We start from the raw sequence: 22,920 nt of genomic DNA, 5'->3' as shown, positions 1-22,920 counted from the left end.
GCAGCCGAATCATTTAATGCAAAGATCAAAGCATTCCGCTCTCAGTTTAGGGGTGTTAAAAATGTATCCTTCTTCCTTTACAGACTATCTAAAATCTATGCATAAAAACAATACTCCCCAGATTTTCAGATTGATCCATAATATAACCCTTAGCCATCATATTTCCCCTGTTGCTGATGAGCCCAAGCAAAGTCCGGTGCCGACCTGCGGTCTGACCTAAGGCTTAGTAGCTGACAAAAGAAAAACACACTCAAATAGAATGGTTATTGCGAATCCGCTTTCAATAAATCCTATAACCAGTATAAACAATAAAGCGGTGAAGCAATCTTTTGAAAGGTAATGAGGATTTAGTTGACAATTGACAAAAACGAACAATTGACAAAGGCTTAGCTTCCAATATTTGTAATTACAAAGTAGGCTTGAGTTGTAATTGATGTTCAATACCTAAACCAAATTATTTTTCTTGAACGTAGCCCCTTCAACAGCCGTGGAGTGTGTCTCACGCGCCACTACCATATTTAAAGAAGCTAACACGCTAAATTTCAGTCAATTAAAATTAGAAGCAATCTGTTGCTTCTCATGAATTCCATGAATTCAATTGTCACGGAATAGCATGCTCGCAATAACTAGTGGGGGCAAAGCCGGTGCTGACCTATGGTCTGACCTAAGAATTAGAAGCTGATTTCTTTTTCATAAAACCCCTATAATTTGCATATTATCGCCTTTTTTATAAATAATTGAGTAAAATATTGTATTTATGTTTTGATATTTTGGATTAAGCCCTAAATTTGAACCTTTATTTTAAAGTAAAATCTCTTGCAGGTCAAATCCTCTTTCAAATCTCCCCAATTTTCTATAATATTATTGCTGGGCTTTCTCTTGCATTCCGGTTTGTATGCACAGGATTCTATAAAGTTCGAAAAAGCCCCTACCTATGAAATCAGTGCTTTAGCGGACACTTTAAACAGCTTCTCAGATTCAGTCAATCAATTCCCGGACTTTTCGCTAACAAAATTAAATCCAATATCAGATTCTCTCCCCACTTTAAATAATTTTCCTGAATTACCATCAAACCTGAATGATTCCCTTCATACAATGACTGGAGTGAACGACATATATCCCGTTCAAAAACTTCAGAAGTTAAACAATTCAGACTTAGGAATAAATGCAGGGAAAAGAGAGATTCCCGCTGTATCAGTTCCCGCTTTACCGGAGATGCCTCAGCTTAAAACCAAAGCAGAGGAAGAAGCCGGGAAAGAAATGAGCCATCAGCTCAAAAAAAACAAAATTGATGTCCCTCAATTGGAAGAAGCCAAACAAATCAAACAGGATTTGGATTCAGGCAATTGGGGAAATCTGGACCGAAAAGCAGAAGAGGCCTTAGCCAACCAATTTGAAGACCTAGGGGAGTTACAAAGCCTGGAAGGTACGTCTTCTCTTGAGGAATTGACTTCCATTCAGGAAATAAGCTGGGATGAATCCAAGGTGGCAGCCTCGCAACAGGTAGCCCAAAAGCTAGGGAAACATTCCGAGAAAATACAAACAGCTTTGAAAGAAATGGAGGGGCTAAAGAAGAAATACAGCAAAGTCAATTTAATGAACCCCAACGGTCCGGTGCTACAGGAAATGGATAAAACACCTGTTGACCGCTGGAGTTTTGGCCTGGGTATGGAAGCCAAATGGCTTAACGGTCTTATGCTAAAAACCGCTCCCTTAGTAGCTTTTAAACTTTATAATAAATGGAGTATTGGCTTAAGTGGAAGCGCTGACATGCTCATCTACCATAAAGACAACTTAACGGCAAAATTCCAGCAGCAAGTTTCTTACAGGGTATTCAGTCAGTATAAATTTTACAGGAATATTTTTGCCCATGCGGAATTTGAGCAGCCCTATACTCCCAAAAGTCCTGAGATCAGGGAAAACTGGTATGATCTAAAAAGAAACAAACAAAAAGGCTGGCTGGGTTTGGGAGTAGAATACAAGATCTACAGAAAGCTGAAAGGGCAAACACAGGTACTGTACAATATTGTCCCCCCGGATTATAGTGCCAAGGAATTTGATAACAGGTGGGGGATAAGGGTAAGTATAAATATATAGGAATCAAATAATTATAAGTTAATGAAGCATTTTTATCAAACAGTTTTGCTATTATTTTTTGCTACAAGTTTATTTGCGCAGGAAGAGGTGAACTTTTCAGAAGTAATTCCACCATCGCCCAATGTAATGGCCATTAACAAATTTGTGGATGTCCCCGTAAGTTTATACACGGGATCTGCCAATGTCAATGTTCCTCTTCATACACTAAAGTTGAACAACTTTACACTCCCCGTTTCCCTTTCTTATCATTCCGCAGGTTTAAAAGTGGATGAGATAGCCTCTTTTGTAGGGGCAGGTTGGACATTAAATGCTACTGGTGTAATAAGTAGGACTGTCAATGGCCTGCCGGATGAATATTCAGGTGCTTTAGGGCAAGGCTACTTCAGTGAAATCTCCAAAAGAGCCTATCAAAACGATCGCGTCAATTTTACTGAAATAGAGGATTGCACCATTTCCAATCCTTCCATCAACCCTATTGTCACCACTGGGGACCCTGTAAATTTTCTTGATTCCCTTTCATCAGGGATAATTGATGTACAATCAGATTTGTATCATTTTAGCATGCCCGGAAGGTCGGGTAAATTCATATTTGACCATGATAGAAATATTAAGAAATTAAGTATAGACGACATGGAAGTTGTCCAACAACCTTTCCAGGATGGAATTCCCTCCATTTCATCTGATTATGAATGGGAAATAATGGACGATAAAGGGGTAAAGTATTATTATCATAAACCAGAGGTTACAGAAGCCTATTCAGTTTGTGGTTCAGGAAGCTCTTCAATAGATGTAGGAGATGTTAAAACTTATCAAAGTTCATGGTATTTAACCAAAATAATTGCCTTTTCCGACACTATACACTTTCAATATGAGAATGAACTCATCACCTATGAGCAAACACTTAGCGAATCGGCCAGAGTCAAAGGGAGGTTACTAATTTCAGGACTAGGCCACACAGGTCCTTCAATCACCAATTCCCATTGCAAAAATAATAGCACAACCCAGGCTAAGAGGCTAAGTGGAATAACCACTTCCAGTGGAGATTCCATAGCATTCATAAGCAATACAGCCCGTCAGGATTTGTCAGGTGCTTACCAATTGGATAGAATGGAGGTATACAAATACAACCATTTTATTTTGGCACATCAATTTTATTATGGTCATTTCAGTAATAATAAGCTCAAGTTAACTAAAGTAATCCAGGTTGATGAAAATCAAGAAGAACTAAACCCCTACTCATTTGACTATTTTGAGGGGAGCTTGCCTGCACTCAATTCAAAATCGCAGGATTACTGGGGGTATTATAATGGGGCAGGCAATGTCTCCCTGTTGGGCCAATATAAAGATGAAGTTTATAATGTGAATAAAAACAACACCAATCGGGAACCAGTACTGGAATTCTGCCGGAGAGGTACATTAAGGAGAATCAACTATCCAACAGGAGGCCATAGCGAGTTTGATTATGAATTACATGACTTTTATGACCATGAAAACCTTGAAACTTATTTTGAAACACTGTCTTTGTCCGGGGGGACAATTGACGCACCCATAGATGAATTCAAACAAATCACTGTAGCGCAGGACTGCTACGTTAGCATTGATAAAAGTAGCTCGGACAATATTGAAAACTATGCTGAAATAAGAAGTCCGGCAACCACAAAAATCAATTTAACGCTTAATGGCCAACGATATTTTTTGCCTGCCGGAACTTATTGGTTGTATGTTAAAAGTGGTGACGCAACGGAGAAGTTTATTACAATTGAGTATGAACAACTTGAACCGAAAAATGTGAAGGTTGGAGGGTTAAGGCTCAAAAAAGTAACCTTCACCGATCCCGTTAAAAATACAAGCCCCCTGATTAAAGAATATACCTATGTGGAAAGCAATGGAAATTCGAGTGGTCTAACTTTTCGTAAACCAGTATTGGCCTACACCTCCACCCATCAATTTGGCGAATTGGTTTACAATAATGTGGATGTATTGGTGGGTTGTCATGATCGTTCGCTGGTAGAATATGTAAACCTTTCATCCCAAAGCCAATTGCCTTTGGCGTATGTGCAGGGAAGCCATATCGGCTATAGTAAAGTAAGGGTCAACAAAATCAATCAAATGGGTGCAAGGAGTGGGTATACAGAATACAAATATGTAAATGAAAACAGGGTATATGATGCCTATCCTTTTTCCCCTGAACTAAAGTTGAATTATACCAATGGGAACATACTGGAGGAGCATGTTTTTGCCGAGGCTAAAACCAACCCCATACAATCTGTTGTTTATTCATATGATGATATCGAATCATCTGATTATATCGAAAATTTAAATTTTAAGATGGTAAATTCTACCTTTTGTTACTCCTGTGACCAGGAGAAGTTTGCCTACACTGTGTATAGGTACCAACCGGTTTGGAGCAGGCTCTCAAGTGTAGAAAAAAGGATTCCCAATAATGATGGGACATCAGTTAAAAGAGAAATTACAGAATACTCCTACCAAGATAGCGTACACCATAATATAGTTTCAAAAACAGCATATAACCTTTCCGATAATGACAAAAAGGAAAATACTTTTTACACCTACGATAACACCAACACAGGCTTGAATACAGGTATATCTACCTATGCCGGAGATCAGCAGAAAGAAGGTGTCAGTATCGAATTCCTTGATACCCGTCCTATGGCTGTGGAAAGGTGGAACAACATAAAGCACACCTATTATTTGTCAGATCAGTTCTTGTTTAATAATAGAGGAGAAATCACCTCGCAAATAAAATATGGTGATGAGGGCTTAATGAAACATCAACAAGTTTTTTTAAGAGACAAGAGAGAAAATGTAATAGCACATATAGAAAATGCCAAAGCAGGGGAGGTAGTATTTACCTCTTTTGAAGACAATTCCCAGACGAATATAAGCTTTGAAGAGAGTGCTGTTATTCCGTTGAGCCCTTTTGTCAGAACAGGTAAGTCGGTATACCAATTATCCCAGGGCGACATTTCAATAACTATTGATCCGGGCCACTATCATTTGAGTTTTTTTGGCAGGAACAAAAGTAGTTTAGTTGTCACCAAGGATGGAGGAACTCAAATAAGTTTGAATGAATCCGGAATAGCTAATTCTGATTGGGCTATTTATACAGCCACTTTTGAATTAGAGGAAAACCAAACCATCAATATATCTGGTGATATGATGATGGATGAATTAAGAATGATTCCCTCTCACAGCCAGATAACTACTTTTTCCTATAACAGGGAAAATAAAGTAAGTGATATAACGGATCATAATAATCAGACGCTTTATTACAATTACGATAGTTTCAACAGGTTAATTTCAATAGTAGATCCGGATAAAAATGTACTAAAGAAATTCACTTATAGTCAATATAAAAAAGAGAGTAATTAAATATTAGCAATATCAATCTATAAAAAGTGCTTGGTTTGAAAAGATATATACACTTCCTGGTTTTACTAGCCATAAGCCTATATGGCAAGAACAGTTTTTCCCAATGTAAATCATTTGTCCTGCAAAACGATAATTTTGAGATTTGTAACAATACACAATTAACGTTCAAGGTATTAGAAAGTGGTGGAAATGCACCAATTGGCCCTATTTCCTTTCAGTGGAGTGAAGGGGTAGATCAAAATGGCAAAGTACTATATACGCCAATATTGGGAGCAACTTCCTCTACCTTAACCATCAATGTAAGCCAATCTACCTCTTTCAGGGTAAATGTTACTGAATCCAATTGCCCCACCCAATATTTAGTGGTAAATGTTGAGTTTGAAAACCCACCTGCAAGCCCCCCTGCAATATCCAATAGTTATAGATGCGAAGCAGATAACAATGCAACGTTCACTGTGGGTAATAACGATAGCAATGTGAATTATGAATGGTGGTATAAAGTAAACGGTACTTATTCCCTCATCTCGAATAGTGGACAAATACCTGTGAATGGGGAATTGGGTTTTACATTGTCAGGAGGAAACAATTCGCAGCTGTCAGTATGGAATGTTACTCAAAGTTTAATGGAGTTCAGGGTTCGCTCTGTTAATAATTGCACGGCTTCCTCATTTTCATATGCCCAATTAATAGAAGTACCTCCTGTATCGATTAATATCTATACTAGCATCAACAGCCTATGCTATAACTCAGGCAACTACAATTTGGATAATTATGTAGAGCCTTCCGGGGGTACATGGAAAATAAATGGGACTTCAAATAGTGTCCTTAGTTCAACAACAGCCGGAAATCATACCTTGCTTTATACCTATACGGATCCTGCTTCAGGTTGTGTGAGTTATTCTTCCAGGGTAGTGAATGTCAAACCGCCATTGAACCCAGGCAGCATCAACGGCACAAAAACCATTTGTTATAATGCTTCAGCAGGCACTTTGGGCAATGTTTCATCTGCCTCAGGAGGAAATAGTAGCTACAGTTACCAATGGCAGGTCAGGAGCCCTGGAGGAACCTGGGGCAATATCAGCGGTGCCACATCAGAGGATTACACACTCTCAACTACTCCATCTTCAGAAAAGGAGTTTCAAAGAAGGGTAATATCCTGTGGCCAGACAGCATATTCAAATATTGTGAAAGTAACAGTAATAGAACCAGCTTTACCTGTTGCTCCAAGTGTAAGCCAGCAATGTAATCAAACCGTTTTAACAAAAGGATCAGCACCTTCCGGCTATACCTATTACTGGCAGGGAACCAATTCCAATGGCACAAGCACCGCTACTGTAAACGCCTCCAGCACTTATACAGTCACCAGTAATGGCACCTACTATATCAGGGCAAAGAGCAATACTGTAGCCAATTGTTGGGGTCCATCCCGCTCGGTATCCGTAACAGTGGTGAAACCTTCGTTACCTGTTGCTCCAAGTGTAAGCCAGCAATGTAATCAAACCGTTTTAACAAAAGGATCAGCACCTTCAGGGTACACTTATTATTGGCAGGGAACCAATTCCAATGGGACAAGTACTGCTACTGTAAATGCTGCCAGTACCTATACGGCAACAAACAGCGGCACCTACTATATCAGAGCCAAGAGCAATACTGTAGCGAATTGCTGGGGTCCATCCCGGTCCATAAGCGTGACCGTGGCAAAACCATTAATGCCTACTGTTCCCACAGAAAACAAACAATGTGACCAAAGTATTTTAACAAAAGCATCAGCCCCTTTTGGATACACTTATTACTGGCAGGGCACCAACTCTAATGGCACCAGCACCGCTACTGTAAACGCTTCCAGCACTTATACAGTAACGAGCAATGGCACTTACTATATCAGGGCAAAGAGCAATACTGTAGCCAATTGCTGGGGGCCCGCCCGTTCCATTTCAGTTACTTTGAACACTTCTCCGGAAGTTGCCTCAGGTTCAACCATATCACTATTTTCTTTTGAAGGAAATAGGCTATTAAGCGGAACAGGCGAATCCCCTGCGGGAGGCACTTTTTCCGGCCTCTATGTCAGCAACAATACTTTCAATGCCTCACAAAGCGGAGCAGGAAACCATACGGTTACCTATACCTACACCAATGCCCATGGATGTTCGGCATCCTCAACCAAAACCATCACTGTGCAAGCAAACCCTGTTATGGCAATGGATGGAAGTGAGGATATTGTTTGGGGAGAGGAGCGGGAGCTTACAGTACCAACAGGCTTTGCGGCTTACCAATGGTACAAGGATGGGGCAGCGATTAACGGGGCAACCAATAATGCCTATACCGTAAAGTCAGTAGGTGAATATTATGTGAAAATTACTGCTGCCTCAGGGGCATCATTGAGCCTTTCCCCGGCCAGCTTTATTAACCTGTCCTCACAGCAAAATGAGAATTTTGTGCAGACTATCAGTTATAAGACAGCCCGGAAAGAAGGAGAAACTGTGCAGGCAATAGGGGAAGTCATGGAGCAATTCACCTACTATGATGGCTTGGGCAGGCCCATGCAAACGGTGCAAACACAGGCTTCACCTACTCACAAGGATATGATTAAACCCGTAGCCTACGATGAATTTGGTCGGGTAAGCAAGGACTATTTGCCCTATGCCGCCAATAAAAAAGACGGTGTACTGGATCCGCTGGCTTTAAAAGATGCAACAGGGAGTTATGAAGCATCCAACCAATATACTTTTTATGCAAATGGCAGTGGGCACAACAGGGCATCAACTAATTACCCTTATGCTGAAATAGACTATGAGCCTTCCCCGCTTAACCGAGCTGTAGCCCAATATGCTCCGGGAGAAGAATGGAGCAAAGAAGGCGTCAATGGGGGCAAAGCTGTTACTACAGATTACCTGATTAATTCCGAGGAAGATGCCGTAAAGGAATTCAAAATAATCAATGGTCAGCTTCAAATAGATGGCAATTTTGCAGCAGCTGTTTTTGAAAAAATATTGACCACCGATGAAAATGGCAACCAGTCGGCTACTTTTACCAATGCCTTTGGTAAAACGCTTCTAAAGAGGAATTATGGTGGTAATGGAGAGCAATTTGATACCTATTATGTGTATGATGTTTATGATAACCTGAGGTTTGTTATTCCTCCTGAGGCTGTTAATCAGTTGACCATAACCACAGGGGCATTTCCAACAACCTTGCTCAATCAATTTGTTTTCCAATACAAATATGATGGCCGTAACCGGATGATTGAGAAAAAAGTACCGGGTGCCGAGCCTGTCATGATGGTTTATGATGACAGGGATCGATTGGTACTAACGCAGGATGGCGAGCAAAGGAAAAGTGATCAATGGTTGTTCACCAAATACGATGCACTGAACAGGCCAATAGCTACGGGTTTTTATTCAAATGCTGATAACAGGGCAACTACCCAAAGCTATTTGAATGATTTTTATAAATGTGATCTGGAATGGATAGGATCAGCAGGCATTACAAACGAAAACAATATAATTACCAAAAACATCTCTAACGGCTGGAATGCAGGTATTCATTCGGGAACATATATTGGAGCAGGAAAAGATGGGATCTTCCGGTTCAAATCATTAGATAATACCAAATCCATAAGAATTGGTTTTTCTGAAAGCCATATAGACTTCAATGCAAGTAATATTGATTATTCAATTTATCTCCAAAGTAATAAGCATGTGACAGCGTATAAAAATGGATCCCAGGTAAGTGGTGGAAGTTTAGGGACCTACAATGGGTCAGATATTTTTTCTATTGAGCGTATTGCTGATACTGTGTTTATAAAGAAAAATGATCACATAATCTTTAAATTTGAAGAGCTAAGCTCATCTAAATTAATAATGGATATTTCATTGTACACTACAGGTGGGGCAATTGAAATTTTGCCCATTAGTTTTTATGAGACGAAAGGAAATGAGTTCTTTGGCTATTCCAATAACTCTTTTCCATTGAGTATAGAATCCAAGGATTTTTTAAGCCTGACTTATTATGATGATTATAACTTTTTTCATGCACAGCAAGCCGGATTTGAGTATGAACCCAATCAATGGAATACAGATTATAATCAACAAGTAAAAGGTTTGGTAACCGGCAATATGGTCAGGGTACTGGGGAGTTCCCAATTTTTAAGATCTATTAATTATTATGATGATAAATACCGTTTGATCCAGTCGAAAACAGATAACCATAAAGGAGGAGTCGATGAGGTAAGCAACGAGTACGACTTTATTGGTAAAACCTTACAAACCTCTACTAAGCAAGTAAAGCCTGCTTCAATTTTATTTAGGAACCAGAGCAATGTTATCCCCTATAATGGCGGATTTAAATCTACAAAGGCCGGATGGGCAGGACAATTCTCTTCTGTTAACAGGCTAAAAGAAAATGAAGATGGCTGGATTGAAACCAGGGTAGATGAAGTAGGCAGCTTTAGGTTTTTTGGCTTTAGCGAAAAAGATATATCCCCCCATGCAGACATGTTATATAAGATATACTTATATGGCAGGAGTTTAAGAGCCTATCATTCCGGTGGCAATACAGTTATTGCATCTCTAACAGAAGGGGATATTATCAGGCTGGATAGAACTTCAGGTATTGTCTCGGTATTATTAAATGGAGAAAAAATTTATGAGTTTTCTAATCCGAGTACTCAATCCATGGTGATGGATGCTTCCTTGCATACCAATGGTACATTGACCGGCTTGAAATGTTCCTTTGAAGTGCCCATAGAGGAAGAATCGCCTTACAATATTCATTGGACTAATCTCAGGTATATTAATGAGGTAGATGGCACTTTAACTAAAACAGTAAATGGCTGGAATGGCAATGGTGCTTCCATCAATAAACTCCAGGCCGGGAAAAGCGGTTGGGTAGAATTTGAAGCCATCACCAATGACAAAGCATTGATGGTAGGTTTATCAGATAAAGACGAAAGTACAGGCTACAACACCCTGGATTATGCTCTTTATTTAAGGACTGATGGTGTTCTATATATTATGGAAAATGGTAGTTCAAGGGGTGCTTTTGGGAATTATATTTCGGGTGATAAATTCAGGGTTGGCAGGTCTGGACAAACTATTTATTATGAAAAGAATGGTGTTGTGCTCTATACCTCCGAAACTGAATCAAAAACTGACCTGATTCTGGACCTTGCTTTCAATACAGTTGATGCTGCTGTAAAGAATTTCAGCAGCTCGTTTTATTTTGCTAGTTCGGAGGCCACGGAAATAAATATCAATGAAAGCTTTACTTACGACCATGCCGACCGCTTAATGAAGGTTCATCATGAAGTGGCTGAACCTTTAGTTTGGGAAAGCCTGACAGGCCTGGAAGTAGACGAAAATAATGACCTGACTCATACAGGAGCAGAAGGCTATAGTAATTCAAATGCTTATAGTAAGCAGAAGATTACTTTGGAAAGCAATGGGTATTTTAGTATTCAGGCAGAGGATATCGATCGTTTGCTCTTTGGATTAAATGATGACCCGACTAATACTAGCTATACCGATATGGATTATGCTATTTATATGGCAGGAAATAGTAAGTTGCATATTTATGAAAATGGAGGGAAAGTAGTTGCAGCTGATAATTTAGCTGACTATGCCGTTGGAGATATTATGCGGGTGGTCAAAATTCAGGATCAAATCCATTATCAAAAAAATGGTGAAACATTCTTTACTTCTACCAAAGCTGTAGTTACAGATTTATACCCTGATGTAACTACTTTTTACGTGGGAGATAGGATCACCAATGCCATGGTTTCCACCACAGGCCGACAGCTGATGGTCTCCAATGAGTACAATGAATTGGGAGAACTGGTGACCAAAAACCTGCATGAGGACGGGGACCAATTTGCCCAGTCGGTAGATTACCGCTACAACACCCGTGGCTGGTTGGAGCGCATTAACCATGCCGACTTAAGTGCAGACAATGCCAATGAAGCAGCAGATCTTTTCGGAATGGAATTGGGCTATACGGATAACTTCGATATGGGGTCGACTCCACAATTTAACGGCAATATTGCAGCCATAAAGTGGGGAGGCAAGCGGAATGATATTAGCCAGACAGAGGCCATTCAGCAAAATGCTTATGGTTATGCCTACGATCCACTCAACAGAATTAAGGAAGCCAATTATTTTGAAGGAGTAGCTCAATCAACGAGCCAAAAGTACCAGCTACGTATCAATGAGTATGATAGGAATGGAAATATCATGCTGCTGCAAAGAAGAGATGCCACAGGAGCTTTGATGGATGACTTAACTTATAACTATGCCAATAATGGCAACAGGTTGAATCATGTAACTGATGCCGGAAATGTAGAAGAAGGCTTTAAAGATGGTAATACGACTGGTAATGATTACACTTATGATGACAACGGTAATTTGAAGACCGATGCGAATAAAGAAATTACTTCCATTACTTATAATTATTTGAACTTACCAGAGGAAGTAAATTTTGTAAATGGCAACCAGATCAGGTATATTTATGACGCTTCCGGCATTAAACAAAGACAGGAAGTTTATGAAGATAATAACTTGATAAAAGCTACGGATTATATCGGTTCTCTCATTTTAGAAAATGATACTTTGCAGTTTATCCAAACTGCGGAAGGAAGAATTGTGCCTCAAACGGTAGACGGAACAGACAAAAATGAATACCAGTACCATTTAAAAGACCATTTGGGCAATGTGCGGACTACCTTTGCCGTAAGGGACGAGGATTACAGCACTGATTTTGAGACAGCTGACAACCCATACTTTGATAATTACGACCAGATTACCAGGCTCCCTAATCTCATGAAAAAGAGTGGTAGCTACAGCCACAAATTGGCAGGCGGCAGCAATGAAACAGTCGGCTTGATGAAATCACTTGCAGTAAGCAAGGGCGATAAAGTAAGTGCAGAAGTGTATGGCAAATACCTTGCAGTGGCTAACCAGGACGATGCCATCAACACAGGCGCATTGATCACAGCTTTGGTGAATATGCTTTCAGGCGGGGCGGTTACAGGCGAAGGTAATTTAGTGTCCGATAATTTAACTTCCGGCTTTACCTCGGCAGCCATAGCTGATGACTCCAACGAACAAAGCCCCCGTGCCTACCTCAACTACATCATGCTGGATGCCAACTTCAACTATGTAAACAGCGGTTTTGACAGGCTAAGCGCAAGTGCAGCGGATCCCGGGGATGGAAGCGGTACGCATCAAAAACTTTCTTTTGAAGAAATATTGATTGACCAGGATGGATATTTACTAGTGTTTCTCTCAAATGAGAGCCAGCAAACGGTTGAGGTTTTCTGGGATGATTTTAGGGTAGACCATCATTATAATGCGGTATTGCAGGCGGATGATTACTATCCCTTCGGTCTGACCTTTAACTCCTATCAGAGAAGCTATTCAAAGGCTAATAACTTTAAGTATAATGGAAAGGAACTACAGGAAGATCTAAATACATATGGCTATGAATTTAGAATGTTTGATCCAATAATCGGAAGATGGTGGCAGCAAGACCCTGTTATGAAAGATCATGAGTCTCCATACGCTTCAGTAACTAACAATCCGATCAGATTCTTTGATGCTGTAGGATTGGATACTGTTGACATTAATAAAAATAATGATGGAGTATGGGAAATAACAAATACACAAATAGTTGAGGGAGATGATATTTTTAGAGTTACAAGTGATGGGGAAACATCGTCTTACACATTTTCTGAGGGAGAGTATGGTGAAAGGATTAATATGTTAAATTTAGAGACTAATGATGATTACACTTTAGGAGTATTTCACATTTCAGGGGAAAAAATGGAATTAGGTAGAGCTGGTTACTATGTTACACCTGGTGGTGACGCTAGTACAGAAGTGGGCTCTAATTCAAGATTACCAGCCGATACATATAATTTACAATCTTCACCAAGCACAGCTAGTTGGAGACAGATTTGGGTTACAAAAGGAAGATGTGTTGGAGATGTTAGTCCACGTGGTATTAAATTTCACTTTGGTGGTTCGAACCCTGCAGATTGGACACAAGGATGTTTTATTCTATCTAGTAGTTACACGAAAAACGGAAGTGCTGTCCGATATAACTTCGATGAATCTCGCACATCAACAATGTTGATGGATTTTCATATGGGAGCGACAAGTATTTTTATTTATGATAAGAAGAGATACAATGGACGTGGAAGAATTGGAGCTAGTTTTAGAAATACAAATTTAAATTATAAACTTATTTTAAAAGATGGATTTCAGGAAAGTAATTAAATGTATATTCTTTTTAGTTGTAATATTTAGTTTTACAGCCTGTTCTGGAAAATCAACTAAAACTTCAATAATTAACCAACAGGATAGTATAATAGACAATGATACTATCGTGTTTAAGAATAGTAATAAGAAATACAAATACATATCGACTTTAGTTTATCAATTTGATAAAAAAAATGGTGGAGATAGCATTAATAAAGAGTTGATATCTTTAGAAAAAGCTGGTGATTCAATTTTTGCATTTATGGATGGTCCATCATTGTATAATCAGAATAACCAAAATCTACCTTATTATAATGATACAATTATTAACACTTATGCAAAAAACTTTGATATTGAGATAGATGATGATATTCCTTACATAGTATATTTAAGGAATGATCAAGATTTTATTCAATTTATAAGGAAGAATAGTGGGGTTTATTATCTTGAAACAGCTACTATCAGAAGTTCATACATAGAGATTTTTAAAGGCATCAAAAATGGAATGTCGAAAACCGAGGTTTTTAATTTACTTAAATTCCCAAATCAGTCCGTTGATATGGAGAACTTTAATTTGATTTTATGTCATGTATCAGTTCCAAGCAAAACTGCATTCAAAAATGAAAGTTTTTCTTCAGTAGATACTAAGCCTGCTTATCCAACAATTCAATTAAACCTACATTTTATGAATAATAAGCTAAAATATATTTACATGGATTCTTGGATTGGCTATGGTGATATGGGGGATGATTCTTTTGTAGAATAGTGAAGCTTATGAAATGATTCTTAGCTGGTGTCTATCTATTCACGTTTCAACCCCAATCTTTAAGAGAGGCCTGCACCTGCACAAAAATGGTGCTTTGGCGTTCCAATATTGAGATTGGTAGTGTGAATAATTGATTTATTGTGACAGTTTAGATTGGGGTGAAAAATACCCTCGTTCTCGCCATGTTTTACATGGTGTAATTAATAAATACATTAAGAAATAACCAGACCCCCAAGCTTTTATATAGGCTTGGGGATGTTGCATCAGCTGCAAGCTGTGCAGGCTTGTTAGTTTGCGGTCTTTTTCATCTGTTAATATTTATTTTTATATGTCAGATGGAACCTTTGGCGATCATATACGGAATGCCCAATCACTTTAAGGGCTTGGGATAAGATATAGAAGAGTTTGAGGGTTTTGCTCCGTGTTTTTTTGTTATGGAGTTACCTGATTATTGCAAATTAGAAAATATAATAAATTCAGTTCTAATACCGGATTACCTTATCCTGACAATAATTTAACCCGCTATACCAATTACTTGACTTCTTACTTTTTTATTTCTGCCTTTATTGGCATTTTTGGGTCACAAATCAAAACTCAATAAACTAAACTTAAAAATATGGCCAATCCCGGAATACTTTCAGGAAAAGAAATGATGGATTTGTTGCATCATGCTAAGGATAATAAATATGCTTTACCGGCTGTCAATGTAATTGGCAGCAATACAATTAATGCTGTATTGGAAACTGCAAGAGATGTGAATTCTCCTGTGATCATTCAATTCTCTAACGGAGGAGCAGCGTTCAATGCGGGTAAAGGTTTATCTAATGACGGACAAAAAGCTGCTATTGCCGGTGGCATAGCCGGTGCACATCATGTACGTTTAATGGCCGAGCAATATGGCGTTCCGGTTATTTTGCATACCGACCATGCTGCAAAGAAATTGCTTCCCTGGATTGACGGATTGTTGGAAGCCGGTAAGGAATATTATAAAAAACATGGCAAGCCATTGTATAGCTCTCATATGTTGGATTTATCCGAAGAGCCTTTGGAAGAAAATATTGCCATTTGCAAAGAGTACCTTAAACCAATGAGTGATATGGGTATGTTGCTTGAAATAGAACTGGGTATTACTGGTGGGGAAGAAGACGGAGTGGATAATACAGGTGTTGACAGTAGCAGGCTATATACGCAACCAGAAGAAGTAGCTTATGCCTATGAGCAACTGAAAGAAGTGAGTGATAACTTTACGGTGGCAGCTTCTTTTGGAAATGTACATGGTGTGTATAAACCGGGCAATGTGGAATTACGTCCCGATATCTTAAGTAAATCACAGGATTTCATACAGAAAAAACATAATACAGGAGATAAGCCCGTATTGTTTGTATTCCATGGTGGTTCAGGTTCTGAGCCGGAAAAAATCACTGAAGCCATTGGTTATGGTGCCATCAAAATGAATATTGATACTGATATGCAGTGGGCTTTTTGGGATGGAGTGAGGAATTATGCTAAAACCAACGAAGACAGATTACAAATGCAGATTGGTACTTCAACTGATCCTGATGCACCTAACAAAAAATATTATGACCCTCGTGTTTGGCTAAGAAAAGGAGAAGAGAGCATGGTGACAAGATTAAAACAAGCTTTTAAAGATCTGAATTGCCATAACAAATTGGCTTAATGTAGATGTTAAATGCCAGACAGCAGATTTTAAAGAATTAATTTGCTTAAACATACTATTAACCTGAGTTGTTATTGAATACCGTCATGCCGGAAAATTAAGACTTACCTTTTCAAAAAGTCTTAATTTATCCGGTATCTCATGCTAAATATTAATGAGATCACGGATAATTTTCTTTTTTTTGAAAAATGTAATCCCGATCCATCGGGACCGAGATAGCCAGTCCCGCAACAGCGGGAACGTCCTAATATAGTTTTACGTCAATTTTAAAATCGAACTCAGGTTATTATATAGTTAATTATTCTTAACCGGAATTAACTTCTTAAGAAGAAAGCCTGCTATAAAGCGGGCTTTTTTGTATATTTAAATAGAGCCTATTAGGCAATTACACGAGAATCATTTGTAACTACCTGAAAATAAGAATCAAATGGCGAATATTTGTGTAATTTATTTTTAGAATCCATATAATAGCTGAAATTTTGAGCCAAGTTTCGAGTCTTACAAACCTTCCAGCCGAGCCGGGGTTTGCATCTCACCATCTTCATTTATCATTAACATGAGTTTTAAAACAATTTTATTCATTCTTGCTTGTATAATTTTCACCTCATGCCAGTCAAACATGAAAAAACAGACTGAATCACCAATAGAATTTCCCAATGCAGTCGCTTATGAAATTTTCATTCAATCCTTTGCCGATAGCAATGGAGATGGAATTGGAGATATTGCCGGAGCTACTCAAAAGTTGGATTACCTGCAGGATTTGGGGATTAATGCAATTTGGCTGATGCCTGTTATGCCTTCGCCAAGTTATCATAAATATGATGTGACAGATTATAAAGCCATTCACCCCGATTATGGTACTATAGATGATTTTAAACAATTTGTTGAAGAGGCTCATAAAAGGAATATCAAAGTCATTATTGATATGATCATCAATCATACATCTTCAGAACATCCATGGTTTCAACAAGCTGCTGCTGACACTAACAGTCCTTATCGAGAATATTACGTTTGGGCTGATAAAGACAGCATTGCAGATGAAATTGCCAAAAAAGAGATTACCCAGGATTCAGATAATATAAGGCAATGGCATGCAGTTGACGAAGATGAAGACGCAGAACATTATTATGGTTTTTTTTATGGCGGAATGCCTGATCTTAATTTCGATTCTGAAAAAGTAAGAAATGAGATAGTAGAAATTGGCCGGTTTTGGCTGGACGAACTTAAGGTGGATGGGTTCAGATTAGATGCAGCCAAACATATTTTCCCGGATGAACGTATTAAGGACTCCTACGAATGGTGGCAGTATTATCGTGATGAAATGCGAAAAATTAAACCGGATGTTTACCTCGTAGGAGAGGTGTGGGCTCCTGCATCCGTAGTAAAAGAATTTGCCAAAGGATTTCCTGCTTTATTCAATTTCGATCTGGCAGGGAGTATCCAACAGTCAGTGATGCAAGGAAAGCATGTTGCTGCAACTATTGATGGGCCTACATGGGTCAATTTGGAAAACGAAAATTTAGTCGATCGACTGATCGAGCAAAGAAAGATGTTATTGACTGTTTCTCCGGATTATCATGATGCTATTTTTCTGAGCAATCATGATCAGAACAGAGTATTGAGCAATTTTAAAGGGAATAGTGACAAAGCCAAACTGGCTGCCTCTATCTTGCTGACTTTACCGGGTTCACCTTATATTTATTATGGTGAGGAAATCGGTATGTTGGGTAAAAAGCCGGATGAGCATATTAGAGAACCTTTTTTATGGGAAAGCAATAAGCAGGATAGCTTAAGGACTGAATGGATCAAAGCTAAATTTTCAACTCATGCTAAAGTAAAGCCATTGAGTATTCAAAAAAGTGATAATCATTCCATTTACCATCATTATAAAAGAATGATTGCTTTAAGAAACTCACAACCCGCGCTTGTTAAAGGAGAGATAGACAGGCTTGAAATAGAGAATGCCTATCTTCTGGCATTCACCAGGAGTTTTGAAGGAGATACTTTAAAGGTAATTCATAATTTATCAACAGGAAAGCAAAAAGTGACTCTTGATTATGTTGAAGTGGTTTTTGGAGAACAAAACCTGAAAGCTGATGGGAAGTCTGTGGAAATAATGGCAGGAAAGACTATAGTTCTAAGATAAACCTATCCTATTTCATAAAGACAGGGTAATTTCATGCCTTTTTCCTTTCCTCATCATCTGAAGTCGGTAGAATACTCTATAACAACTGCCCGCAATCGGACAAAGTACTCGCATTTATGAACAATGCTATAAAGTAAAAGTGTGATTAAAGTCCGTGTGTATATTTTTCACCGTATGGCACTCCAATTGAATAGATGATTCTAACTCGATCTTGTATAGCCAGGCTTCTATCTCATTTCAGCTGAATTGTGAATATCATAAGAAGGCTTGCCTACACAAGTTGGGTTATATATAAAATTTGTCATTCAACTATTGATAGCATGTTTAAGCACAACCTTTTAATTATCTACCGGAATTTCAAGAGATTCAAAAGCACTTTCTTTATTAATTTACTGGGCCTTTCAACAGGCATGGCTTGTGCACTGTTGATTTATTTATGGATTACTGACGAACTCTCCATGGATAAATTTCATGATAAGGATGAGCAACTGTATCAGGTATACCTGCATCATGAGGAGAATGGAGAAATTCGTTCGGCACCTCCTGTGCCGGCTTTAATAGCGGATGCTCTGGAGCAGGAAGTCCCTGAAGTACTCATGGCTGTGGAAGATACAGATACCAATGAATTTGGAGAAGGGTTTTCTTTATCAACAGGAGCTGACAAAATGAAAGCCAAAGGGAAATTCTCAGGGAAAGAATATTTTGAATTATTTTCTTTTGATTTTCTCTATGGAAACTCCACTTCAGCATTACCGGATAAGAATTCTATTGTTTTAACGGCTTCCTTAGCCAAAAGTCTCTTTGGCACCACGGATGTGATTGGGAAAACGCTTGAATGGCAAATCCTCAAATTTAAAGGACAAGTACAGGTTTCCGGAGTCATTGCAGATTTGCCCCAACATACCTCAGAAGTGTTTGATTTTGTACTGCCTTTCTCAATCTATATTGAAGATTTGATGGGAGAAGAACGTAATCATTGGGGAAATTATATAGCTCTTACTTATGTAGAACTGGCTGAAGGGACAAATGTTGATCAATTAAATGAAAAAATAGCCTCTTTTGTAAAGGATAAAGCAGAATGGAGTAATGTAACTCCATTTTTCAAGCAATACTCAAGCAATTATTTGTATGGATCATTTGAGAATGGGAAACAGAGCGGTGGTAGAATTACCTATGTAAAATTGTTTGCTTTAATAGCTGTTTTTGTATTGGCTATTGCCTGCATCAACTTCATGAATTTAAGTACAGCAAGGGCATCCAGGCGCTTTAAGGAAATAGGTGTAAAGAAAACTTTAGGAGCCAACAGAAAGCAACTGATATTTCAGCATCTGGGAGAATCAATTACAATGACCATTTTATCATTGATATTAGCCTATTTGTTGGTTTTGCTACTGCTACCGGAATTTAACAATATTACTGGAAAACAATTATCGCTGAGCTTACGCCCTGAATTATTAATTGCTATAAGCGGGATTACTCTCTTTACCGGATTTTTGGCTGGTAGCTACCCGGCCTTGTATCTGTCCGGCTTTAAACCTGTGAGTATACTCAAAGGCAAGCTGGCAACTTCTTCCGGTGAAATATGGACAAGAAAAGGCCTGGTTGTTTTTCAGTTTGTATTGTCTATTATTCTTTTGGTGTCAGTGTGGGTGGTGTATAAACAGATTGAATTTGTACAAAACAAAAATCTGGGGTACGACAGGCAACACATTATTAAAATTCCAATTGAAGGTGCTGTGGTAGAGAAAATGGGGCCTTTTCTGGCTGAACTCAAAAAATCACCCAATGTAATCAATGCCTCAGCTACCACTCATTCCATCGTTGAAAGTGGTGCTTCCACCACAGGAGTACGCTGGGAAGGCAAGGATCCTGATTCCAATATTTTATTTGAACAGGCAAGGGCTTATTACGGATTAATTGAAACCCTGGGCATCGAAATGAAAGAGGGTAGGAGCTTTTCTGAAAAATATAGCTCTGAGAATGATAAGATCATCTTCAATGAGGCTGCTATCAAAGTAATGGGACTGAAAGATCCTGTTGGGAAAATTGTCAATATGTGGGGAAATGATAAGGAGATCATAGGGGTGGTCAAGGACTTTCATTTTTCATCCCTGCATAATAAAGTGGAGCCTATGTTATTTCATTTTGATGAAAGCTTTATGCTAAATATTTTAATAAAAATAAAGCCCGATAATCCTAAAGAAGCCATTCAGGATATTGAATTAGTTTATAAAGATTTCAACCCAGGCTTTGTTTTAGATTACCAGTTCCTGGATCAGAATTACCAGGCACAATATGTAGCTGAACAGCGGGTGTCCATCCTTTCTCGTTATTTTGCAGGTATTGCTATTATTATATCCTGTCTCGGTTTATTTGGTTTGGCTGCCTTTACTGCCGAACGCAGGCAAAAGGAGATCGGCATCAGGAAAATATTAGGAGCGGGAAGCTTTCATATCATGGCTTTGCTCTCAGGAGATTTTACCAAAATGGTATTGATAGCGATTTGCATCGCTTTGCCATTGAGCTTTTTTGCAGTTAAAAGCTGGCTGGCTGGATTTGCCTATAGCATTGAGCCACAATGGTGGTACTTTGCCGGTGCCGGTGCAATTGCTTTACTGATTGCATGGATGACTATCAGCGTTCAAACGATAAAATCAATTCATGTTAATCCGGCAGACACTCTAAAGGATGAGTAGTGAATTTTTTCACACAAATTTATAGGTTTACAATTAAGCCACTCCTCATAAATCTCTAATTTACTAATATTGCATAATTCCTATCAGAATAAAGAGAGCGTACATCAGCGCTCTCTTTTTATTTATTCAAAAATGATTTTGAGTCTCCAATAGTATAAATTATATTTTAATATACCATTAATGAACTTTATCATGGAAATATAACTTTTTAAATAAAATAAACTGTCATCTATCTAAAAACATAGCGTGCTCCTTTAATTCTTTGTTAATAACGAGTACCTTGCATTATAACTTTTTTTTATGCCTGCAAAAACCATTAAATTTAACGCTAACGATAATCCAGAATTTGTATCAGAATTAAGGGAAAACGTTAATCAATATTTTAAAACCAATAAAATATCAAAGCATGCCAATTTGAGCATGAAAATAAAAACTATTGTAATGATTTCGCTCTATTTCATTCCTCTGGGAATATTGTTGAGTGGAGTTGTCAGCACTCTCTTACCAACTATTGTGCTTTTTATTTTTATGGGTTTCGGAATGGCAGGTATTGGCCTTTGCATCATGCACGATGCCAACCATAGTTCTTACTCTAAAAACAAGCTAGTAAATAAATCATTGGGCTTTTTAGCCAATTTTTTAGGGGCTTATCATATTAACTGGAAAATCCAGCATAATGTACTGCACCATTCCTTTACCAATATTGAAGATTTTGATGAAGATATTGATAAAAAAGGTATTATTCGCTTTTCCCCTCTTCAGAAAAGAAAGAAAATTTTCGCGGCTCAGGCTTATTATGCACCCTTATTATATGGATTCATGACTTTTTATTGGTTGGTGGCAAAAGATATAGACCAACTAATAAGATATAACAAAAAGGACTTATTGTCTGCCCAGGGAATTACTTTTAAGAGTGGTATTTTATCTGTCTTATTTAACAAATTCTGGTATATAGGACTTACATTAGTGTTGCCTATTTTAGCTACAGGTATTATATGGTGGCAGGTTTTATTGGGGTTTTTGTTAATGCAATTTATCTCAGGTTTAATTTTGGCCTTAGTCTTTCAGCCGGCACATGTAATAGAGGCTACCAATTTTTACAAAGCAGATGAAAATGGAAGTATGGAAAATAACTGGGCAATTCACCAGTTTCAAACTACCTCAAATTTCGCCAACAGCTCTGCATGGTTTTCATGGATAGTAGGGGGGCTTAATCATCAAATAGAACACCATGTGTTTCCTAATATTTGCCATATCCATTATAGGGATATTGCCCCCATAGTGAAAAAAACAGCGGAGAAGTATAATGTACCATATCATCATCATAAATCATTTGGCAGCGCACTTAAGAGCCATTTCACGCTGCTCAATAAACTGGGGACAGGTACATTTGACAAGGAATTGGTTGAATTTGAGAGAAGACAAGCTGTCATGGCTTAATAGAATTTGGAGAAATATAAAAGTTGATTTTCTTAACCTTGCTATTGTTGGTGTTTTTCCACCCATAATATTCCTTTATTTTTCAAACCTTTTTAATGGACAATGTGGAACTGTGCTGATCGGTGATTGCAACGAGCGGTTAGCTCAGACCAGAGGTCGGTACCGGGCTTTGCTTCCATTAGTTATTGCGAGCATGCTATTCCGTATCAACGGAATTCATTTAAAGCAATCTGTTGGCTTTCGTTTCCGGGTTTTGCTTGGGAGCCAATCTGACGGTTTGGAATCGTCCTGACCACGGATAGCCAACACCCTCTGATTGCCCTAGTATTGTCCCATAAACGAGCGAGATACAGCTTGTATATTATACACCTACTTTTTAAGAGATTATTCCAAAGCATTTGTTGTGAGATACGAACGCAGGGGTGGAATTCTTTATTAAAGCATTTGTGAGG

Annotated in this window: 9 protein-coding genes; all 9 read left to right on the top strand. The window is 38.4% G+C overall.

Translation table 11 applies throughout. The annotated features are described in order from the left end of the window. On the top strand, window positions 1-220 hold a 220-nt coding region (locus tag JKA74_RS21025; protein ID WP_456085622.1), incomplete at its 5' end, for a hypothetical protein. 596 nt (window positions 221-816) lie between these two features. Next, the gene (locus tag JKA74_RS20315) at window positions 817-2,097 is read left to right on the top strand and encodes a hypothetical protein (protein ID WP_201433085.1); all 1,281 of its coding nucleotides are present in this window, start codon (window positions 817-819) and stop codon (window positions 2,095-2,097) included. 21 nt (window positions 2,098-2,118) lie between these two features. Further along, window positions 2,119-5,490 carry an RHS repeat domain-containing protein gene (locus tag JKA74_RS20310; RefSeq protein ID WP_201433084.1) on the top strand — a complete coding sequence of 1,124 codons (3,372 nt, stop codon included), beginning with the start codon at window positions 2,119-2,121 and terminating at the stop codon, window positions 5,488-5,490. A gap of 35 nt (window positions 5,491-5,525) precedes the next feature. Further along, window positions 5,526-13,760 (top strand): DUF6443 domain-containing protein, encoded by an 8,235-nt coding sequence (locus tag JKA74_RS20305; protein WP_201433083.1) that lies wholly within the window; start codon window positions 5,526-5,528, stop codon window positions 13,758-13,760. After that, entirely contained in the window at window positions 13,738-14,508 is a 771-nt protein-coding gene (locus JKA74_RS20300) for a hypothetical protein (protein ID WP_201433082.1), read from the top strand. Before JKA74_RS20305 ends, JKA74_RS20300 begins: the two co-directional genes overlap by 23 nt. 616 nt (window positions 14,509-15,124) lie before the next feature. Then, on the top strand, window positions 15,125-16,186 hold the full coding sequence (gene fbaA, locus JKA74_RS20295) for a class II fructose-bisphosphate aldolase (RefSeq protein ID WP_201433081.1): 1,062 nt from the start codon (window positions 15,125-15,127) through the stop codon (window positions 16,184-16,186). A 619-nt stretch (window positions 16,187-16,805) separates the two neighbouring features. Next, complete coding sequence (locus JKA74_RS20290; RefSeq protein WP_236587983.1) at window positions 16,806-18,332, top strand: alpha-amylase family glycosyl hydrolase; 1,527 nt, start codon at window positions 16,806-16,808, stop codon at window positions 18,330-18,332. Between the two features lie 320 nt (window positions 18,333-18,652). Next, window positions 18,653-21,028 carry an ABC transporter permease gene (locus tag JKA74_RS20285; protein WP_201433079.1) on the top strand — a complete coding sequence of 792 codons (2,376 nt, stop codon included), beginning with the start codon at window positions 18,653-18,655 and terminating at the stop codon, window positions 21,026-21,028. A 300-nt stretch (window positions 21,029-21,328) separates the two neighbouring features. Beyond that, a complete protein-coding gene (locus JKA74_RS20280; RefSeq protein ID WP_201433078.1) occupies window positions 21,329-22,468 on the top strand; it encodes a fatty acid desaturase family protein in 1,140 nt (379 codons plus the stop codon). Window positions 22,469-22,920: the final 452 nt, after the last annotated feature.

It is taken from the genome of Marivirga aurantiaca, from assembly GCF_016679925.1.
Taxonomy (GTDB): Bacteria; Bacteroidota; Bacteroidia; order Cytophagales; family Cyclobacteriaceae; genus Marivirga; species Marivirga aurantiaca.
The sequence above is the reverse complement of the archived record's forward strand: the minus strand, read 5'-3'. Positions and strand labels throughout refer to the sequence as shown.

Excerpts from the sequence above, each read along its gene's own strand:
- JKA74_RS20310 (WP_201433084.1), top strand. The coding sequence starts at position 2,119 with ATGAAGCATTTTTATCAAACAGTTTTGCTATTATTTTTTGCTACAAGT.
- JKA74_RS20300 (WP_201433082.1), top strand. The coding sequence starts at position 13,738 with ATGGATTTCAGGAAAGTAATTAAATGTATATTCTTTTTAGTTGTAATA.
- fbaA (WP_201433081.1), top strand. The coding sequence starts at position 15,125 with ATGGCCAATCCCGGAATACTTTCAGGAAAAGAAATGATGGATTTGTTG.
- JKA74_RS20290 (WP_236587983.1), top strand. The coding sequence starts at position 16,806 with ATGAAAAAACAGACTGAATCACCAATAGAATTTCCCAATGCAGTCGCT.
- JKA74_RS20285 (WP_201433079.1), top strand. The coding sequence starts at position 18,653 with ATGTTTAAGCACAACCTTTTAATTATCTACCGGAATTTCAAGAGATTC.
- JKA74_RS20280 (WP_201433078.1), top strand. The coding sequence starts at position 21,329 with ATGCCTGCAAAAACCATTAAATTTAACGCTAACGATAATCCAGAATTT.